This window comes from Paenibacillus sp. EZ-K15, assembly GCF_002573715.1.
Classification (GTDB): Bacteria; Bacillota; Bacilli; order Paenibacillales; family Paenibacillaceae; genus Paenibacillus_AQ.
This window is the reverse complement of the sequence record NZ_PDHM01000012.1, coordinates 331,743-348,258: the sequence shown is the minus strand read 5'-3', so window position 1 is coordinate 348,258 and position 16,516 is coordinate 331,743. Positions and strand designations below refer to the sequence as shown.

The following is a 16,516-nucleotide window of genomic DNA, read 5'->3' as shown; positions in this document are numbered from 1 at the left end:
ATACAACTGCCATTTGTACAAAAAAGGATGTCCCCGCCAACTTCACGATGGCTGCTGGGGACATCCTTTATATAACGAATCACGCATTGCCGCGCAGAGATCGAACCACAAAATAATGCTCGTCCTTGCGCAATATCATGCCATTTGACAGGGTAACGGTATCCTCATCGTGAGTAGTCAGGATGGCCTGTGATGACACCAGTCGATTGCCCCTCCATATCATCACGGAAGATCCAAAATAGACGGCATTATCGAATTGAATGGTATGATTCACGACATAACCGATGGAGTTCAAGGCCGGGTATGCGTTTCTCGGCATAATTCTATGAATGGCACGAAACGGTATAACAAGCTCACCCGGACCTAGAATCACTTTTTCCTGAACGGGATCCCACCCTTTCAGCACACCTTCAACCGTGCTTTTCGCCCCGTCTAAACGCTGAATGACAACATGACGACCAATCCAATGCTTCATGAAGGTCACCTCTCGCGGATTATTCATCTCCATCGCCCGGTGTGCTCGGGATGTCCCAATTCACCGGATCCATACCCTTTTGCATTAAAAAAGCATTCGATGCTGAAAATGGACGACTACCGAAGAATCCTTTATGCGCTGCAAACGGACTCGGATGACTGGACTCAAGCACCTTGTGCCGGCTTCGGTCTATGAAGGAACCTTTCTTCTGTGCGTAACTGCCCCATAATATAAAAACCATTGGCTGATCACGTTCATTCAGTTTCGCAATAACCGTATCAGTGAATTTCTCCCACCCGATCCCTTTATGCGAGTTCGGCTCGCCTTCGCGAACCGTAAGCACTGCATTGAGCAGCAGTACTCCTTGATCCGCCCACGATTGCAAGGAACCGTGACGGGGAATCGAGATTCCCAGATCCGAAGCAAGCTCCTTATGTATATTTCGTAGAGACGGAGGAATCGTAACCCCGGGCGAAACGGAAAAGCTCAGTCCCTGCGCCTGCCCACGACCGTGATAAGGGTCTTGTCCCAAAATAACGACTTTTGTCGATTGGTACGATGTTTGCTGAAGAGCCCGAAATATATCTTCCTTGGGGGGATACACCGTGCTGTGCCGGTATTCCTCGTCCACCCGCTCCATCAACGCTTGAAAATAAGGCTTATCCATTTCTCCCTGCAGAATAAGGTCCCAATCATTGTTAAACATCCGCATGTCTCCTCTCTCCTCCTCACACAGGCCAGCATGGAATCATAAAAGAATGCGATTTCTATAATCGGAACACCATAACATCTTCCGTTCAATTTGAATCAAATAACAACGCTTATCATGAATTGACCTTGTGTCGATTTAAAAAATAAGCCGGCACCCATACGGGGGCCGACTTATTTTGCATCTTACCAGACGCTGTTATAATGCCGAGGACGGGGGTCGAACCCGTACGGTAGTCACCTACCGCAGGATTTTAAGTCCTGTGCGTCTGCCAATTCCGCCACCCCGGCATATTTATCCGCGCATGTTCCTAGCGTCGTTCACGTTCACTTACATAGCCGAAGGTACGCGTGGGAATCGCAATATATTGCGATCTCATTCCGATATCTAGGTGTGCACATTTCGTCTTAGCGACAAAATTGATAATACCATGTCCAACCATATGATGTCAATATATGAAACTCATATTTTTTGGCATCACCTTACTTAATAGCTTGAGCCACCGCTTTAATTCATCGATTCAAATGCTTCCGTGTGCCATAAAGAATAATTTTACCGTTATCACCAAATGATAAATAGGCTTGCATTGTTATATGCGAAGACTAGAACAGCCGAGAAAAGGATACCCCTCACCATGAAAAAACTCTCAACCGTCGTATTAATCGCTCTCTCCATTTCCCTTTGCTATCCGAATGTTGTTAACGCCGAGCATGCACCATCCGCTTCCAAAGGCAGGGATTATTATGAGGAACGCGGCGAGATTGTATGGGAAGTCCCCACACACAACAAAGTAATTGCCCTTACCTTTGATGATGGTCCAGACGAGCAGAATACCGTTCAAATTCTGGATCTGCTAAAGCAATATGACGCAAAGGCTACCTTCTTCGTTGTTGGCAGCCGGGTGGAGAAACACCCCGAGATCGTAGCGCGAGAGCTGCAGGAAGGACATGAGATTGGCAATCACTCATACTCCCATCCTCCCTTTCACAATATTAACGTCAGTAAGTTAACGAGCGAGCTGAATCAGACGCAGGATGCGATTTTTCATGCAACCGGCATTCGAACCGTTCTGTTTCGTCCACCCGGAGGCAGTTATAATGAAGCGATTGTCCGCACGAGCAAGGATTTCGGTATGCTGACCGTATTATGGTCATGGCACCAGGATACGCTGGACTGGCGAAAGCCCGGCGTTAATCGGATTGCCAAAAAAGTGCTGGATAATGCCCATAATGGAGACATTGTACTGATGCACGACTTTGTGCCGAGTAGTACACAGACAGTTGAAGCCCTCAAAGTGATTCTGCCGGAGCTGCAAAAGAGAGGCTACGAATTTGTAACCGTTTCAGAGCTGCTGTCCTATCATGAGAAATCGCGTAAGTTCATTGAAGTAAACCATTAAAGGGAATGAATCACGTTCTACAATAACCGCTACCTATTGATGGTAACGGTTATTTTTGGGAAACCGATTGGATCCGATAACACAGAGTCCAATTTCGGATCCTCCTCGAGTCTGGAAATGGTCTTGCTGAGCGCCGGCTGAGCAATATGGAACTCCTCTGCAAACGCACCCTATGGAGGTCTCCAGCAAGAGGTCTTGAATAAATTAATTGTATTTGGTAAGATACAGAACGAACGTTCAGTATATAAATTTTGAATGACCCAGGATCATAAGGGGGTGCATGCGTGAATAAAAAACAACAACAAACGGAAGATACCAAGCGACGCATAGCCGAAGCCGCCAAGGCGCTTTTTATGCAGAAGGGTTACAAATCCACGTCCATTGAGGAAATCGTTGAAGCCACGGGCAGCAGCAAAGGGAATATCTATTATCATTTCAAGAGCAAGGAAGGGCTGTTTCTGTATCTGATCGAGGAATGGGACCTCGAGTGGGAACAGAAATGGAACAGTAAAGAGCAGCATTACACCACGACCGTTGACAAGCTGTACGGAATAGCCGATCAATTGGTGTTTGATGATCTGAACCACCCCTTCTCCAAGGCGCTTGATGAATTTATGAACAGCAATGGAGATGTTACCGAGGAAGTAGAGCAACGAATCGTCCAGATTATTCGGAGCCATTTGGAATTCGATCAGAAATTGCTGCAGCAAGGGATTGATCGCGGGGAGTTTGAGAATCATAATGTGGAGCAGCTGTCCGTCATCTTTGAGAGCCTCATTGTTGGCCTAAGCCAGATGTCCCGTATAACCAAGGTGGAAAATGCGCTTTCCCTTTATCATGCCGCCATCAAAGTATTTCTGCATGGCATTGAAAAGAAATCATGAAAAACCAGACCCTTTTTTCATACTCCATTACAAACCGAACGTTCAGTATATAGTTAATCGAATTACAATCATTTTCATCATATCTTTATTAAATCGTCTTTTATTTTTGGAGGAATCATCATGTCATTACTGACGCGAAACAATGGAGCCATTCTGCTCCTCATGTTCAATATATTTCTAGTCTTCACCGGGATCGGGCTCGTCATACCTATTATGCCAACCTATATGACGGAACTGCATATCAGCGGAAGCACGGTAGGCATGCTCGTTGCCGCTTTTTCATTAACACAGCTGTTATTCTCGCCCCTTGCGGGAAGATTGTCCGACACCATCGGACGTAAAAAAATCATCATCTGCGGTATGATTGTGTTCGCCGTATCGGAATGGTTGTTCGGAGCTGCCAGCACACCGCCACTCCTGTTCGCATCGAGAATGCTGGGTGGTATCGGCGCTGCACTCATTATGCCCGCTGTTATGGCCTACACGGCTGACGTGACTTCGAATGAGGAACGTGCCAGGGGCATGGGATTCATTAATGCTGCGATTACGACAGGCTTCATCATCGGACCGGGCATCGGTGGATTTATCGCCGAGTTTGGCATTCGCGTTCCTTTCTACGCCGCAGCCGTTGCAGGAGGAATTGCCGCGCTGGTAACGTTGCTGCTGCTTCCGGAATCCTCTGCCAAGCAGGAAGCACCTACCGTGCTGGGACGGAAGAAGGAGAGCCTGGCTGTCCAACTGGTGCGTTCTTTCAAGGAACCTTACTTCCTAAGTTTGATCATTGTATTTGTACTCTCGTTCGGTCTTGCCAATTATGAAACGGTGTTCGGCCTGTTTGTGGATCACAAATTCGGGTTCACCCCTAAAGACATTGCCATGATCATCACGTTTGGATCGATTGCGGGTGCCGTCGTCCAAGCGACGATATTCGGTTGGATCTTGAACCGGTTCGGTGAGAAAAGAGTTATTACGCTCAGTTTGCTTACCGCAGGGATCTGTATCCTGTTAACCCTGTTTGTGCATAAATACTGGCTGATATTCCTTGTTACCTTCCTGGTCTTCCTGTCGATTGACATCTTGCGTCCCGCGATCGGTACGCAAATGTCCAAGCTGGCGAAGGATCAACAAGGCTACGTGGCCGGCCTGAACTCGGCTTACACCAGTCTGGGGAATATTGCTGGACCGCTGGTGGCAGGGTATCTGTTTGATGTCAACATCAACTTTCCCTACATCTCCGCGTCCATCGTCCTCATCCTCTGCTTCTTCCTGGCCATGCGTGCCGGCAGAGCCTGGGCCGCAACAGAGGCCGTCATGAATGAACGGTAACGAAGGATAACGGATTTACTCAACGTTTATAGCCAATCATTAAACAAGACACCGCCGGAAGCTTCTGGCGGTGTCTTGTTTTTGGTTATGTATTAATATGCCACCAGGACGATCATCGCCAATAAAGCCACAAGCGCAAACAAAAGAGCCCATCCCAATTCAAAACGTCTTTTTTCTTTATATGCCTTAAAGGCTTTCCGTGACTCAAATACGAATACGACCATCAAGAAGGCAAGCAACACAGGCAATCCCCACGACTGATTTAACACCCACTCTGACACCTTAATCCCCCATCCTATATCTAAAATGAGCTGCAACCAACCAGCAGCAGTTGTATAAATAAGCGTATCCCCCAATGATTCTATTAAAATGTACCGTATGTCGCCCCCGATTACAAATCTCGCTTAAATATATACCGAAAAAGACTCCACCGGCATTGTTGGTGGAGTCTTACAGTTAAAGTGAACCGCGGGGAGGTTTTTTTCGTTCGGTCATGTATGGTTTCACTAAGGTCCTGATCATGTCGCTCAGCATTACTCTACGTCAATTGGATGTTGTATCTTATCCTTATAAAAATCGACATACAATTGACCGTCCGTTCCCTTAACTGCATAAAAAACATCTTCAATATTTTTGTTCCGGTCTTTTAATTTATCATGAACCCAATCGGGGGAAAGATCATTTACCTTTAGATTTTTTTCTAGAAGTTGTCCATCCATGATAAGCTCAATCGGGAACTGTTGACTCCCTTTCATTCCCTTTTTCATATCTTTTAAAGTTACATTCTGGTATTCCTTTTTCTTCATCACAGATATCATTCCATTGATCTCTAATACACCGTACTCAACTTCCGAGATGTCAAAAATGTCCTTTTGTCGTAACATCTGATTTATTGTATCTAATGTTAATTTATTTTTCTTTAGATTCTCTTCAAGAATCTTCCCACCCTCTATAAGTATACTCGGTGTCCCTTCAGCCCACATACGGAATTTACGGTTCTTCACAACGAGCTTTGATAAAAAATAGGATGTAAATGTAAACACGGCAAGCGAGATGAGTAGTTGTATAACCTGCAATTTTTCATTGAAAGCAAAATTTGCAGCAATTGCACCCAAAATAACGGCGGTAACAAACTCATGAAAATTCATGTTAGATAACGTTTGTTTTCCCAAGAACCGCGTAATAATCAACAAAATCACAAATGCAGATATACTACGAAGTAGAATTATCATATGTTCAACCATGAGAGCCCATACACCCCATTTTCATCGTATAACATATATATGGGCAATTTTCGCAAAAATAAACCGATAAGGATAGCAATGTTTGAAGAATATTCTACCCTTACCGTAAAATATACGCTTCGATTAAATCACTCACGCTAACATTATCATGTTCTAGTTAGACGTAACGCTAATCAGTAACATCTTTTAATTTTCTTTTGAGCTCTAAGTTCATAATGAAATTATACTTACTTGCATGTTTAAGTTCATCCGTTATAATCTCAAATATCATGTCCCTGTAATACCTGTTTGGCATTCCGGCTCTGATATTACGGTATTTTTCCACAGCCCTTAACTCACCCATTAAAGCCTTCTCAATTCCCTCAATAAATGAGTTGGGTTTTTGGAATTGTACTTCCGTCGGAGATTGGATCGTTTTCCCGGTAAATGCCTCATAAATCATACGAAACATCCGATTATGTTTGCGTTCATCATCCCGGATACTAATAATAATATCTTTTATCTCCTGCGTCGGCGCCACAGAAACTAAGTAATCATAAAACAACTCGTCTTCTCGCTCACCCGAAACGGCTTGTTCAATTAATACTAGTGCCTCTTCTAAAGATTTATAAGAGGTTTCTTGCGAAACACTGCGATGATATGGATAACAAGGTTGTATTGATCTAAACGGATAATAACTCGGTATGTTATACATAGGTTATTTTACCCCCTAAATAATTTCATATCATTGTATTCATGTTTTGACATTAGGAATCATGTCCACGATTAACACGCATGGAACAAGAACATAAGTCGTACATGGCACCTCCCTGTCTTGACGCAAACATTGAACAAAACAAAGAAACACCTGTCGCTTCAAGCCGACAAGGGGTTTCTTTTCATAATATGCTCGCGTTATTGTTCTGTTAGCTTTATACATCATTGGGCATATACTATTTGATTTTGGCGAAACACGGTTGATGAGAAACGAGGACGAAAAATAGTCGTTTTTTAAAATGCAAAAAAGAACCCTACATTTAAATTTCCACCATAGTATTTTTACTCAACGAAACAGCCCTATGAACAGCAAAAGACCCTTGCATCGCAAGGGTTTTCGATAAAGTGGGCCCTGAGGGACTCGAACCCTCGACCAGTCGGTTATGAGCTGACCGCTCTAACCAACTGACTAAGGAAAACGTTTTTGCGGGGTACAGCCAGTTGAGTTACTTCATTATATATAGGTTTAGATCTGCAAATGTTTTCGTGTGTTTTTATGTTTTTGTCAGCAATTGCGTTAGACCACTAGCCGTCAAAGTTTATTGTTTTATAATTTTTATACGAGAGGTGATTGAATCAATGTCGCAAAATTGAATTGGTGTACGTGACCATCGTTTAATGTAGTCTGACCAGTTACAAAATGTACGTGTTTGCCATTTCCTACTGGAATAGCCGGTCCAGTTCTAATCTTTTTCAGATTATGAAAATGGTTCACGAAATCAGTTTTTTCTAATTCAATTTCGTGGACATGACTATTCCCTACTCGAATCGCTTGCCCTGTAACACCAGCAAACCGATGATTGTGTCGATCTGCTCCTTCTTCAGCCAGCTTGGTACTACCTTCAAATTCATGTACGTGTCTCTGTACCTTTACGCGTCTCTTCACCTGTTTTGTAGATGTTATTCTAACCTTCTTTACTGTTGGCCGTTTCTTCTGCATCCGTTGTATGCCTCCTTAAATTTAAACGACTTACAACATCCTATTTAGACATACATGGTTATGTGCAAGGCCATTATTAGGACTACTCTAATAGTTTTTATAGTTCATCCTTCTGCAATTCGATACCTATTTCAATCAGCTTCTTAAGATCATCCACTGTCTTAATCTCGATCCAGCCGTCCTGAAAATCCTTTACCCATTTAGCTATTCCGGCTTTGAAGAGCTCGTGCAGCATAGCAAATTCTTACTCTGAAGTGTTCCCATTGTCGTTCCTCTCGGCCTTCCGTTATGATGGAATGCGAGATAGCGGATGTCAGCTAAATTGCCGCGCTCGGCGGGCCGCTATCTCAGCCGGGGGATACCCTGGACTAAGGGGAGGACGTGTCAGCGTCCTCCTTATAATATGTCTTGGCATAAAAAAAACCGCCCAATCATTAGGCGGTTTGTTCTAGAACATGGCGATGATTACGACATCGGCAACGATATAGCGTTCGCAACCGATTGAACTTAGAGCTACTACCGGACTAATCTTCTAGTTCAATTTCGATACGTGCAAGGACACCTGCTGGATTATCTCCGCTTCTGTTTGCATTTGACGGGAAGTTAAAAGCGGCGATCACAATATCATTTGTACCTCTCCGAAGGAAACGCCTAATATTAAACGATCTTCCCGGATTAAAGAATGAAACATTGCCCTGCGGATTGTCGATAACTACCGGCCGTCCATTTATTAAAACGATGGCAAAGTTATCAACGGACAGGAATAAGCTAGCTCTCTCAATATCGTCTCTAATCGTAAATCTTCTGGCGACCACAGCAGCAGGACCGTTAGGGTCATTTCTTCCCCAAACGTACGATTCACCAGATTGCGGCGCTACCCATGCCGGATTTCGCTCGATTTCAAGTGCGTTTACCCAATTTCGATTCGTACTTATTCTCCTAGTTCTTTGACTAATAACCACCGGATTTTGTGCATTCAATGATCTTTGTGCGGCAATCATCGTCCTCATTACCTTTGCAACGCTACTCGCCCGGATTCCGTTATGTCTTCTAGGCGCTTGTAGTTGTTTGACCGTATTATTTGCCTTTCCTCGTACTGTTCTTTTGTGCATTTTGCTTCCTCCTTTTTTATCAACGAATCTTTAACATATATATGAATCCATGGATTTAATGGATCTGGACAAATGATTAGTCAAATCGCTCAATTTCCTCAAATGAAAATAGCCCCCCGTAAAAACGGAGATCGGTCTCACATTTTGCTTGGTGACCATAGAATCAAACCTGCTACATAGAGTTCTTGCCGATCGTCCAGGTCAGCAACTGACACCTCCAGCTCTGATAGCCCAGCTCATGAACCATGATCTTATACCGTTGATGCCCTGTTGGTTTCTATATATGGATGCACGACAAATAAGGGGCACACGCCAACGCTGTACCCCTTCTCTGCTATTTTCTGCCCTTGTCACGATATCTTGTTCGCAGACAAATAGACACGCCTTAGACGTCTTAAATTTTGTCATTTGAAATAAATACCTGATCGGGCGCCTTCTTCAGAAAAATCTTTTTCAGTTCCTTTGACGACAGCACTGATCTCCTCGTTGTTTGATGTTCGGTTTATGTACAATGAACTTAATCAAAAACGGGGACGGAAAGTAGCCGTCCCCGTTTACCGAATTGGGGATACCGCATGGGTGCAGTATCGTAATTGGTGAATTGAATTAAATTAAATTAAATCAATGAATGCTTCATTCAGGTGCTTCGTTAAATCCAAAAAGTTCCCAAGATAATAACCAAGAGAATAAATAAAACCAGAACAGTACCTACTGGATTCCCGTATCCGCCGTAACAAGATTTTTCGTAACTCACCGATATTTACCTCCTTGCTTTGTGGAATGGTACAGTTTATGTACATAGACGGACTTAGTCTGGACATTTCGGCAATCATGATCAGAATGTGCTAATGTACCATAAATAGGATTGGGAGGGGTTCTTTACATCGCGGTCTACTTGAAGAACAAGGACCATTCTAACGATCACCAAAAACGATGTCAAAGTACCAAAAGTAAGTTATGAATATTCATCACTCCGCGATGCTCTGTTAAACGATTAATTGAGCGCTATTTTCAACATTTATCTTGGAAGCTCAATTTATTTAGGTCAAGTGTCACTAATCATTCATAGGCATAGTATGAAATTATCTCAAGACGAAAAGGAGAAAATCGATAAGTCAACAAAACATCCATATAGTTACCCATCAGGCCATCCTATGATCCATCATCATCACCACTTTGAAAGTCGCAGTTGAACGCCTTGGAATGACCACAGCAATGTTCAATGAACGATACTGTGGATCAATAGCTGCCGTTAGCAAATGCGTTTTTCACCATAGTATTTTCAATCAACTAAACAGCCCTATAAACAGCAAAAAACCCTTGCATTCGCAAGGGTTTTCGATAAAGTGGGCCCTGAGGGACTCGAACCCCCGACCAGTCGGTTATGAGCCGACCGCTCTAACCAACTGAGCTAAGGGCCCTGAACATACATGTACACATAAACATAAGGACGTCATACATACATCGTTTAAAAATTGGTTGCGGGGGCAGGATTTGAACCTGCGGCCTTCGGGTTATGAGCCCGACGAGCTACCGAACTGCTCCACCCCGCGTCAATGCTGTATCAAACAGCGACAAGAATAAATATACACCATTTCCCTACAACAAGTCAAGTGCTGTTTTAATGGAATTTTCTCAAGGCATAAACCGCACGCCATAGCGACCCTTTTTGGAACGGTAAACCTCTACCATCCGCGGATCATGGTACCCGAACAGCCAGCCATCCTGCTCCAAACGTTTAGCGAAGCAGCCCGCCTGAAATTTGCTTGTATACAGCTTTCCGTAATATACCCAGTTCATCCTATGCGACTCCTTAACCGAATGATAATGTAATGCTGTCATATTATATCCAAACTTCCACAAAAAAACCGAAATCCAACAAACTTCTTTACGATCTCCCGATAAAAAAACAATCAGCCATACCCCGTACCACATCGTAATACGGATACGATTGATTGTCACATTAGGTATAAGCCGCTCCTATTGGCCGTCAGCCTCCGCAAACCGGGCGGCAATGCTCATCAGCTCCTGCTCCATCGAATTCATCATCTGGATAAAATTCATCAGCTCCACCTTCGTCTCCTCCGCCTCCGTACGAAACCGCTGCTGGGAAACACCTTCCCATTCGGCATTTAACGTTTCAATGACCTGGGACAATCGGGCGACCAATTCTCCGCCGTAATCACTCCCGCTTCGAATATCTGCCGCAGCGCGGCGCAGCTCCTCAGGGGATACCTCTATACGTCCTGACATGGGTCTACCTCACGCTCCTCCCTTAATGGATATGCTCTCGCATGTTATGTAGGCTTCGTCTCAGCTAATACGGCCTGAAACTGTTCTTCCTCTTCATCCTGGTATCCGGTAAATATAATCTCCTGGATATCCTCATGATTAAAGACGTAGGCAAACTCCGGGCTAACATACCCTTCCGGATACGGACAAGCCAAATAGTCGAACAATTGCGGCTGCTCAAGCGCCAGAATTTGCTTGCGACCGTAGATCACCAGCTTCTTCTCGCCTTCTTTCAAAATGACAATCGATCCGTTTGGCAGCAGCTGCTGTTGTTGCGTCATAATTATCCTCTCCTTTTCTTGCTCCTCCGGTGCGGTGCCGCGGGCGTATGGCCCTGGTTCATTTTGTTCAGAAACGCGGCGTTCCGCTGCTCCTTCGGCAATCCCAGTACGGGATAATGAGCTTTCAGCTTATCCATATTGTTCTGGATGAACATATACCGATGAATGAAAACAACGGCCATGTACAGACCGAGAACTAACAGAACGGAAAAAGCCGCCATACCCATCACAAATCCGCCAAGATCGCCGGTTACCGCCACCACGACGTAATAACCTGTATAACCAATAGCCGCAAACAGCAAGGCCGCTTTGCCCGCTTTTCCGACGCCTCCTTTGCGCTCCATGGACTGGTAGGTCCCTTGCTGCAGTGCTCTAAAATGCAACACATAAAAAACGAGGAGGATCAGAAGCATCACCGCGACCGAGCTAAGGCCATACCCGATGGATTCAACTCCGGCCATGTCATACATCATTTTGAGTATAGCGATCTCACAAGTAACCGCCAGCCCCAATCCGTATATCCCCAAATACAGCACAAAACGGACCTCAGACCGGTACGGATTTACACTCAGGCCAAGCCCCCACAGCAGCATAACCACCCACACCGCCGCAGCCACATACATATATACCGACATCATCGGCTCCGCCAGCGTGACCAGTGCAGGGATCAGCATAATGAATAAAAAACATACAATGCCGCCCCGAATCTGCTCGGCAGGGATTAGCCGGAAATGAAACTGTTCTTCCTCTGAAATCTTTGTGCTCATCTTGACACTCCCCTTATTTGAACCATCCGGCTATCGTAGAACCTACCTTCTCAACCCCCATTTTCAATCCTTCGGTGACGGTATCTTTCTTCCCGTCCCCGTCAAAATCCGCAAACTTGATGCCATCCATGACGTAGGAAGCACCCACCGATACACCGAAACCGATGGCCGCACCCGCAAGCGTGCCGATGGGACCACCTACGGCTGTCCCAATGAGGGCTCCTGCCTTGGCGCCGGCCGCTGCGGATGCAACGACGGTACCCACCCCGACACCCACATCCACCACAGCATCTCCGGCTATTTTTGCCCCGCTCTTGTTCTCGTTGATATTCGTGACCAGATTCCCCACCGTTTGCATGGCAATGCCTGCATAGCCAAGCTTACCGCCCTTCCAGCTGAGCGAGTCTTTAACGGCCGCGCCGGGTAGGACGTATTTCGGTATTCGGGGGTGATTCCGCCAGTTGTATTCGGCATAGGATTTTTTGCGGATATTGGCCAGCATCCCGTTCGTCACATTGGCTCGCATATTGCCGCGCCTGTCTTTCTCAAGCCAGACGCCGAAGCCGTTCCGGTACATATCCCAGTATTTATACATCGTGCCCGATGCCGTTACCGTTCCGAACAATACCCCTGTGGCCGCCAGTGGATTGCTCTTCCATTGATCCGCCGTTCCGCCAAAAGGCGCAAGCGCATTAAATTCGAATCCCGCCGCCGTCACGGGCAGGTCGGTTTTCTTGTTCCCCTTCTGCGCCAGACTCGCCTGAAGCAGCAGATGCGGACTAATCTGGGCTATCGATTGTTTGCCGAAGGTTAGATTGTTCCCGAGCGATTGATCGGTCTGCGAAAAATCGCCCGCCTTTTTCACCAGCTGCCCTCGATTCTGCTCCAGACGACCTACCACCGACTGGCAAGCGGCCCTGCATTGGGCCAGGCGCTGCTCAACCTGGGCACGATGGCGCGACTCCCAGGACATGCTCTGGATGCGCTGCTGCATGCGTTCCTGAAGCTGCTGGACTTCCCGTGCAATATCAGATACCGCTGCTCCTTGCTGGTTCAGCATTTCAGGTACTACACGTATTTTGGTCATATCTAACCATCCTCCATGTCGTTAATCGGAAGGCATAACATGAGAACTCAGGGGCATGATGCCGCCCTTTCTCACTTAATGCGCTCAATGACCGCGCCAAGCTCCCGAATGATTTCCGTTACCGTAGCGTCCCAAATTTGATCCTGTTCGCCTTCATTGCGAATCAGCCAATTGGAATGCTGTCCTCTCAACAATTCGATTCCCTGTATTCGGCAGTTCAGATCCGGACAATAGTACGCCGTAAAGGTAGCATATCTCTCCGGATGGCTGACACAATCGGCCAAGGCGGAGACAACCGATTCCGGGTAGCCTTGGGCAAGCAAGTACTTCCGAGGCTCCTGCTCCCCTTGCTCGGCACTCATCCATTGCTGGAACCAGTCTTTAGGCATAGCCAATGGAGCTGTATCACGGTTCTTCCTATCCTCCAGCTGCAGATGATTGATGATTTTCAGCCAGGCTTCCGAAGGGGTTCCCAGCGCTTCCAGCACATAAAATCTCGCACCATCAGGCCCGCTTTCAATGTCGGCCTTAACCACCAGACTTGAACTGTAATAAATGAAACACTCCTTCTGCCCTTCGTCGGAACCGGACACCCTCATATGTATCGTTAACAGAGTCCGACTGCATACTTCTATGTATTCCAGCAGTTCCTGCACAAGAACCGGCTCGCTATCGCCCGTATCAATCAAGCCTTTCTCCAACAGCTCCTGCTCAATCTTGGCCACTTCTAAGGGCATCTCCTCGGTCAGCGTTCCACGAAAAGGGTCCTCTAACCCAATAACAGCCCGCGCTCCGACAATGCCAGTTAGTACAAAGAATTGTTTGCCAGTCAGTTTGATCCTGGACGGAATTTCCAAAGATCTCTCCTCCTTACGGTCAGCCCCGCCTATTTTGTTTTAAAATCTGAGGTTATCATTACTATTATAGGTGAGACATCTCCTTGCCCTCTACCAAGTCGTGGCCCTAAATTTATAGGAACATATACCCAAATCAGCCGATTTTCAAACCGCTCAACAGTAAAATTTCATAAAAAAACATTCCCGGGTCGAAATCACCTCTGGAATGTTCTTGTACTCATGTTAGATTAGAGGGATCTTCCTGCTGGATAATACCGTGATAAAGAATCGTCATCAGCTGCTCACTGACCGCGTTCAGGCTCCCCAGACCATGGTACCATTCGTTCCGGGCTGTAAATTCCTTGATAAAAGTAAGGAACGCGACCAATACCTGCGGAGAGATGTCTTTCCGTATCTGTCCAAGCTGCTGGCCTTTAAAGATCAGCATTTCAAATTCCGGAACAACGAATTTCTGGTTGAATTGAAGCAGCTTGTCCATCTGCTCCGGGAATTTGGCCAGATCCGCCACAAATTTCTGCGATACAAACGCCGAAAATTTGTGCTGATCCCTGTAGAAGACGGTTAACGCCTCAAGCGGATCTTTTGCCTGGTCCATCATATCGCGGTAAATCGCCATGAGCTCGTCGACCATCCGGTCCACGACATGATCCAGTAAGCCCTCTTTGCTCTGATAGTAGTTATAAATCGTCATCTTGGAAACGGGGACCGCTTCGGCAATCTGCTCCATACTCGTCTGTAAAATCCCTTGCTCCAAGAACAACCGCTTCCCGGCTTCAAGCACTGCTTCTTTCTTAGCATTCATCTGTTAGACTATATCCCTTCTATATCAGCATAAGGACAGCGATGGCTGGCTACCAGCCGCGTACAGTCCTAATGTAACGATCCAGCCTGCCGCTGTCAACCCGGCACCCACCATGGATTGTCTTCGCCTCATTATAATAAAAAAAGCTGTCGCTCTGCGATAACTCACAAAGACGACAGCCTGATAATCTTAGCTGGTATAAGTTGTTTACATGCCAAAGGAAGTTGGATTCGATCTCCAGGATTGAAGAAGCTCCACATCCTGTTCCTGAATCCGATTCTCGGATAGCGCTACATCAATCAGCGCACCGTAGTTGGACAAGCTTTGCAGCGGAATCCCAGCTTCGGCGAAGGCTTGTACCGCTTTATCCAGCTGATAGCTGAATATGGCCAGTACCGCCAGCGGCTCTGCCCCTGCATCCTTGACCGCTTGCGCCGCTTTGAGCGAGCTGCCGCCCGTGGAGATCAAATCCTCGATCACAACCACCTTCTGACCGGGCTTGATCAAGCCTTCGATTAGGTTTTCCTTGCCATGACCCTTTGCTTTGTCCCGAATATAGGACATGGGCAGGTTCATCTTCTGGGATACAAAGGCCGCGTGTGGAATCCCGGCTGTGGCCGTACCGGCAATGGCTTCGGCTTCCGGATATTGCTCCCGGATGACGGCCGCGAACGATTCAGCAATGTAGTCGCGAATCTCGGGATAGGACATCGTCAAGCGATTATCACAGTAGATCGGGGACTTAATTCCCGACGTCCATGTAAACGGCTGATGAGGTCTAAGGGAAACGGCCTCAATCTTCAGCAAATAAGATGCGATCTGATGTGGAATATTCGCGAGTGTACTCATGCTTGAATCATCTCCTCAATAATCTGTTCTGCAGCTTGTCTCGGGCTCGGGGATTCCGTAATGGGACGGCCGACAACCAGATAATGACTGCCCTTGCGGATGGCTTCCCCTGGTGTAAGGACCCGAGCCTGGTCTCCGATATCCGCACCGGCTGGACGGATACCCGGTATAACGGTCTTAAACGCTTGGCCGCATGCGGATGCAATGGCCTCCACTTCAAGCGATGAAGCGACGACGCCATGCAGTCCCGCTTGCTGAGCCAGCTTCGCATAACGTACGACCGCATCCTCTACCAAACCCGGGATACCAATTTCGTTATTCATGACATTCTGACTCGTACTAGTCAACTGGGTTACCGCAATGATCGTAGGCATGGCAAGACCCGGGGTGTCCGCCACTGCGGCCTCCGCCCCGGCTTTTGCCGCCTGCATCATGAGAGCGCCGCCGCTGGCATGAACATTAAACATGTCCACACCCAGCCGCGTTACGCTGTCCGACCCGCCTTTTACCGTGTTTGGAATATCATGCATCTTCACATCCAGGAACACGGAATAGCCTTTTGCTTTCAATTCTTTAACAAAATCGGGACCGGCAGCGTAGAACAGCTGCATACCGACCTTCATATAACACGGGATTCCCTCCAACTGCTGCACTAATGCTTTCGCGCGCTCGGCATCGGGGTAATCCAGGGCCACCATCAGGCGGCCCGCCATTTCATTGTAGCTGGCGTTCATCT

The 16,516-nt window shown here is 46.5% G+C and carries 21 protein-coding genes and 4 tRNA genes; 3 read left to right on the top strand and 22 right to left on the bottom strand.

Translation table 11 applies throughout. From position 1 onward, the window contains the following. Positions 1-79 precede the first annotated feature (79 nt). From CRG97_RS09640 to CRG97_RS09630, 3 genes are all read right to left on the bottom strand, one after another. Positions 80-475: a hypothetical protein gene (locus CRG97_RS09640; RefSeq protein WP_098742780.1), complete on the bottom strand. Its 396-nt coding sequence runs from the start codon at positions 473-475 to the stop codon at positions 80-82. Positions 476-494: 19 nt separating this feature from the next. Beyond that, complete coding sequence (locus CRG97_RS09635; RefSeq protein ID WP_098743093.1) at positions 495-1,181, bottom strand: uracil-DNA glycosylase; 687 nt, start codon at positions 1,179-1,181, stop codon at positions 495-497. A 207-nt stretch (positions 1,182-1,388) separates the two neighbouring features. Further along, positions 1,389-1,474: transfer RNA gene (locus CRG97_RS09630), tRNA-Leu, on the bottom strand. Positions 1,475-1,818: 344 nt separating this feature from the next. Here CRG97_RS09630 and CRG97_RS09625 point away from each other — a divergent pair. The 3 genes from CRG97_RS09625 to CRG97_RS09615 all read left to right on the top strand — a co-directional run bounded on the left by CRG97_RS09625 (position 1,819) and on the right by CRG97_RS09615 (position 4,793). Further along, complete coding sequence (locus tag CRG97_RS09625; RefSeq protein WP_098742779.1) at positions 1,819-2,583, top strand: polysaccharide deacetylase family protein; 765 nt, start codon at positions 1,819-1,821, stop codon at positions 2,581-2,583. 284 nt (positions 2,584-2,867) lie between these two features. Beyond that, positions 2,868-3,467: a TetR/AcrR family transcriptional regulator gene (locus CRG97_RS09620; protein WP_098742778.1), complete on the top strand. Its 600-nt coding sequence runs from the start codon at positions 2,868-2,870 to the stop codon at positions 3,465-3,467. A gap of 120 nt (positions 3,468-3,587) precedes the next feature. Beyond that, the gene (locus tag CRG97_RS09615) at positions 3,588-4,793 is read left to right on the top strand and encodes an MFS transporter (protein ID WP_098742777.1); all 1,206 of its coding nucleotides are present in this window, start codon (positions 3,588-3,590) and stop codon (positions 4,791-4,793) included. Positions 4,794-4,885: 92 nt separating this feature from the next. Here the strand turns inward: CRG97_RS09615 and CRG97_RS09610 are convergent, their stop codons facing one another. The 19 genes from CRG97_RS09610 to pyrF all read right to left on the bottom strand — a co-directional run bounded on the left by CRG97_RS09610 (position 4,886) and on the right by pyrF (position 16,514). Beyond that, positions 4,886-5,074, bottom strand: a complete 189-nt coding sequence (locus CRG97_RS09610; protein WP_076321296.1) for a hypothetical protein — start codon at positions 5,072-5,074, stop codon at positions 4,886-4,888. Between the two features lie 252 nt (positions 5,075-5,326). After that, the gene (locus CRG97_RS09605; RefSeq protein WP_098742776.1) at positions 5,327-6,037 is read right to left on the bottom strand and encodes a DUF421 domain-containing protein; all 711 of its coding nucleotides are present in this window, start codon (positions 6,035-6,037) and stop codon (positions 5,327-5,329) included. A gap of 169 nt (positions 6,038-6,206) precedes the next feature. Then, a complete protein-coding gene (locus tag CRG97_RS09600) occupies positions 6,207-6,731 on the bottom strand; it encodes a ferritin family protein (protein WP_098742775.1) in 525 nt (174 codons plus the stop codon). Between the two features lie 408 nt (positions 6,732-7,139). Further along, a tRNA-Met gene (locus CRG97_RS09595) sits at positions 7,140-7,208 on the bottom strand. A 141-nt stretch (positions 7,209-7,349) separates the two neighbouring features. Then, on the bottom strand, positions 7,350-7,733 hold the full coding sequence (locus tag CRG97_RS09590) for a YmaF family protein (RefSeq protein WP_098742774.1): 384 nt from the start codon (positions 7,731-7,733) through the stop codon (positions 7,350-7,352). 97 nt (positions 7,734-7,830) lie between these two features. Further along, on the bottom strand, positions 7,831-7,968 hold the full coding sequence (locus tag CRG97_RS33235) for a hypothetical protein (RefSeq protein ID WP_202618910.1): 138 nt from the start codon (positions 7,966-7,968) through the stop codon (positions 7,831-7,833). Positions 7,969-8,257: 289 nt separating this feature from the next. Then, entirely contained in the window at positions 8,258-8,845 is a 588-nt protein-coding gene (locus tag CRG97_RS09585) for a hypothetical protein (protein ID WP_098742773.1), read from the bottom strand. Positions 8,846-9,494: 649 nt separating this feature from the next. Further along, positions 9,495-9,605 (bottom strand): YjcZ family sporulation protein, encoded by a 111-nt coding sequence (locus tag CRG97_RS34200; RefSeq protein WP_372238779.1) that lies wholly within the window; start codon positions 9,603-9,605, stop codon positions 9,495-9,497. A 587-nt stretch (positions 9,606-10,192) separates the two neighbouring features. Next, positions 10,193-10,266: transfer RNA gene (locus CRG97_RS09580), tRNA-Ile, on the bottom strand. Between the two features lie 55 nt (positions 10,267-10,321). Beyond that, positions 10,322-10,398: transfer RNA gene (locus CRG97_RS09575), tRNA-Met, on the bottom strand. An 82-nt stretch (positions 10,399-10,480) separates the two neighbouring features. After that, entirely contained in the window at positions 10,481-10,645 is a 165-nt protein-coding gene (locus CRG97_RS33230; protein WP_164817394.1) for a hypothetical protein, read from the bottom strand. Between the two features lie 180 nt (positions 10,646-10,825). Beyond that, positions 10,826-11,098 carry a WXG100 family type VII secretion target gene (locus CRG97_RS09570; RefSeq protein WP_098742772.1) on the bottom strand — a complete coding sequence of 91 codons (273 nt, stop codon included), beginning with the start codon at positions 11,096-11,098 and terminating at the stop codon, positions 10,826-10,828. A gap of 44 nt (positions 11,099-11,142) precedes the next feature. Further along, a complete protein-coding gene (locus tag CRG97_RS09565) occupies positions 11,143-11,418 on the bottom strand; it encodes a DUF4176 domain-containing protein (RefSeq protein WP_098742771.1) in 276 nt (91 codons plus the stop codon). Positions 11,419-11,420: 2 nt separating this feature from the next. Beyond that, the gene (locus CRG97_RS09560) at positions 11,421-12,185 is read right to left on the bottom strand and encodes a hypothetical protein (protein ID WP_098742770.1); all 765 of its coding nucleotides are present in this window, start codon (positions 12,183-12,185) and stop codon (positions 11,421-11,423) included. Positions 12,186-12,198: 13 nt separating this feature from the next. After that, entirely contained in the window at positions 12,199-13,272 is a 1,074-nt protein-coding gene (locus tag CRG97_RS09555; RefSeq protein ID WP_098742769.1) for a WXG100 family type VII secretion target, read from the bottom strand. Between the two features lie 71 nt (positions 13,273-13,343). Next, positions 13,344-14,129: a hypothetical protein gene (locus tag CRG97_RS09550; RefSeq protein WP_098742768.1), complete on the bottom strand. Its 786-nt coding sequence runs from the start codon at positions 14,127-14,129 to the stop codon at positions 13,344-13,346. Positions 14,130-14,346: 217 nt separating this feature from the next. Continuing rightward, positions 14,347-14,931, bottom strand: a complete 585-nt coding sequence (locus tag CRG97_RS09545; protein ID WP_098742767.1) for a TetR/AcrR family transcriptional regulator — start codon at positions 14,929-14,931, stop codon at positions 14,347-14,349. 207 nt (positions 14,932-15,138) lie between these two features. Further along, positions 15,139-15,780, bottom strand: coding sequence for an orotate phosphoribosyltransferase (gene pyrE / locus CRG97_RS09540; RefSeq protein ID WP_098742766.1), 642 nt, complete (start codon positions 15,778-15,780; stop codon positions 15,139-15,141). Next, on the bottom strand, positions 15,777-16,514 hold the full coding sequence (pyrF, locus tag CRG97_RS09535; protein ID WP_098742765.1) for an orotidine-5'-phosphate decarboxylase: 738 nt from the start codon (positions 16,512-16,514) through the stop codon (positions 15,777-15,779). Before pyrF ends, pyrE begins: the two co-directional genes overlap by 4 nt. Positions 16,515-16,516 lie beyond the last annotated feature (2 nt).

Coding starts and splice junctions, on each gene's coding strand:
- CRG97_RS09640 (WP_098742780.1), bottom strand. CDS start 475: ATGAAGCATTGGATTGGTCGTCATGTTGTCATTCAGCGTTTAGACGGG.
- CRG97_RS09635 (WP_098743093.1), bottom strand. CDS start 1,181: ATGTTTAACAATGATTGGGACCTTATTCTGCAGGGAGAAATGGATAAG.
- CRG97_RS09625 (WP_098742779.1), top strand. CDS start 1,819: ATGAAAAAACTCTCAACCGTCGTATTAATCGCTCTCTCCATTTCCCTT.
- CRG97_RS09615 (WP_098742777.1), top strand. CDS start 3,588: ATGTCATTACTGACGCGAAACAATGGAGCCATTCTGCTCCTCATGTTC.
- CRG97_RS09605 (WP_098742776.1), bottom strand. CDS start 6,037: ATGGTTGAACATATGATAATTCTACTTCGTAGTATATCTGCATTTGTG.
- CRG97_RS09600 (WP_098742775.1), bottom strand. CDS start 6,731: ATGTATAACATACCGAGTTATTATCCGTTTAGATCAATACAACCTTGT.
- CRG97_RS09590 (WP_098742774.1), bottom strand. CDS start 7,733: ATGCAGAAGAAACGGCCAACAGTAAAGAAGGTTAGAATAACATCTACA.
- CRG97_RS33235 (WP_202618910.1), bottom strand. CDS start 7,968: ATGCTGCACGAGCTCTTCAAAGCCGGAATAGCTAAATGGGTAAAGGAT.
- CRG97_RS09585 (WP_098742773.1), bottom strand. CDS start 8,845: ATGCACAAAAGAACAGTACGAGGAAAGGCAAATAATACGGTCAAACAA.
- CRG97_RS33230 (WP_164817394.1), bottom strand. CDS start 10,645: ATGAACTGGGTATATTACGGAAAGCTGTATACAAGCAAATTTCAGGCG.
- CRG97_RS09570 (WP_098742772.1), bottom strand. CDS start 11,098: ATGTCAGGACGTATAGAGGTATCCCCTGAGGAGCTGCGCCGCGCTGCG.
- CRG97_RS09565 (WP_098742771.1), bottom strand. CDS start 11,418: ATGACGCAACAACAGCAGCTGCTGCCAAACGGATCGATTGTCATTTTG.
- CRG97_RS09560 (WP_098742770.1), bottom strand. CDS start 12,185: ATGAGCACAAAGATTTCAGAGGAAGAACAGTTTCATTTCCGGCTAATC.
- CRG97_RS09555 (WP_098742769.1), bottom strand. CDS start 13,272: ATGACCAAAATACGTGTAGTACCTGAAATGCTGAACCAGCAAGGAGCA.
- CRG97_RS09545 (WP_098742767.1), bottom strand. CDS start 14,931: ATGAATGCTAAGAAAGAAGCAGTGCTTGAAGCCGGGAAGCGGTTGTTC.
- pyrE (WP_098742766.1), bottom strand. CDS start 15,780: ATGAGTACACTCGCGAATATTCCACATCAGATCGCATCTTATTTGCTG.
- pyrF (WP_098742765.1), bottom strand. CDS start 16,514: ATGAACGCCAGCTACAATGAAATGGCGGGCCGCCTGATGGTGGCCCTG.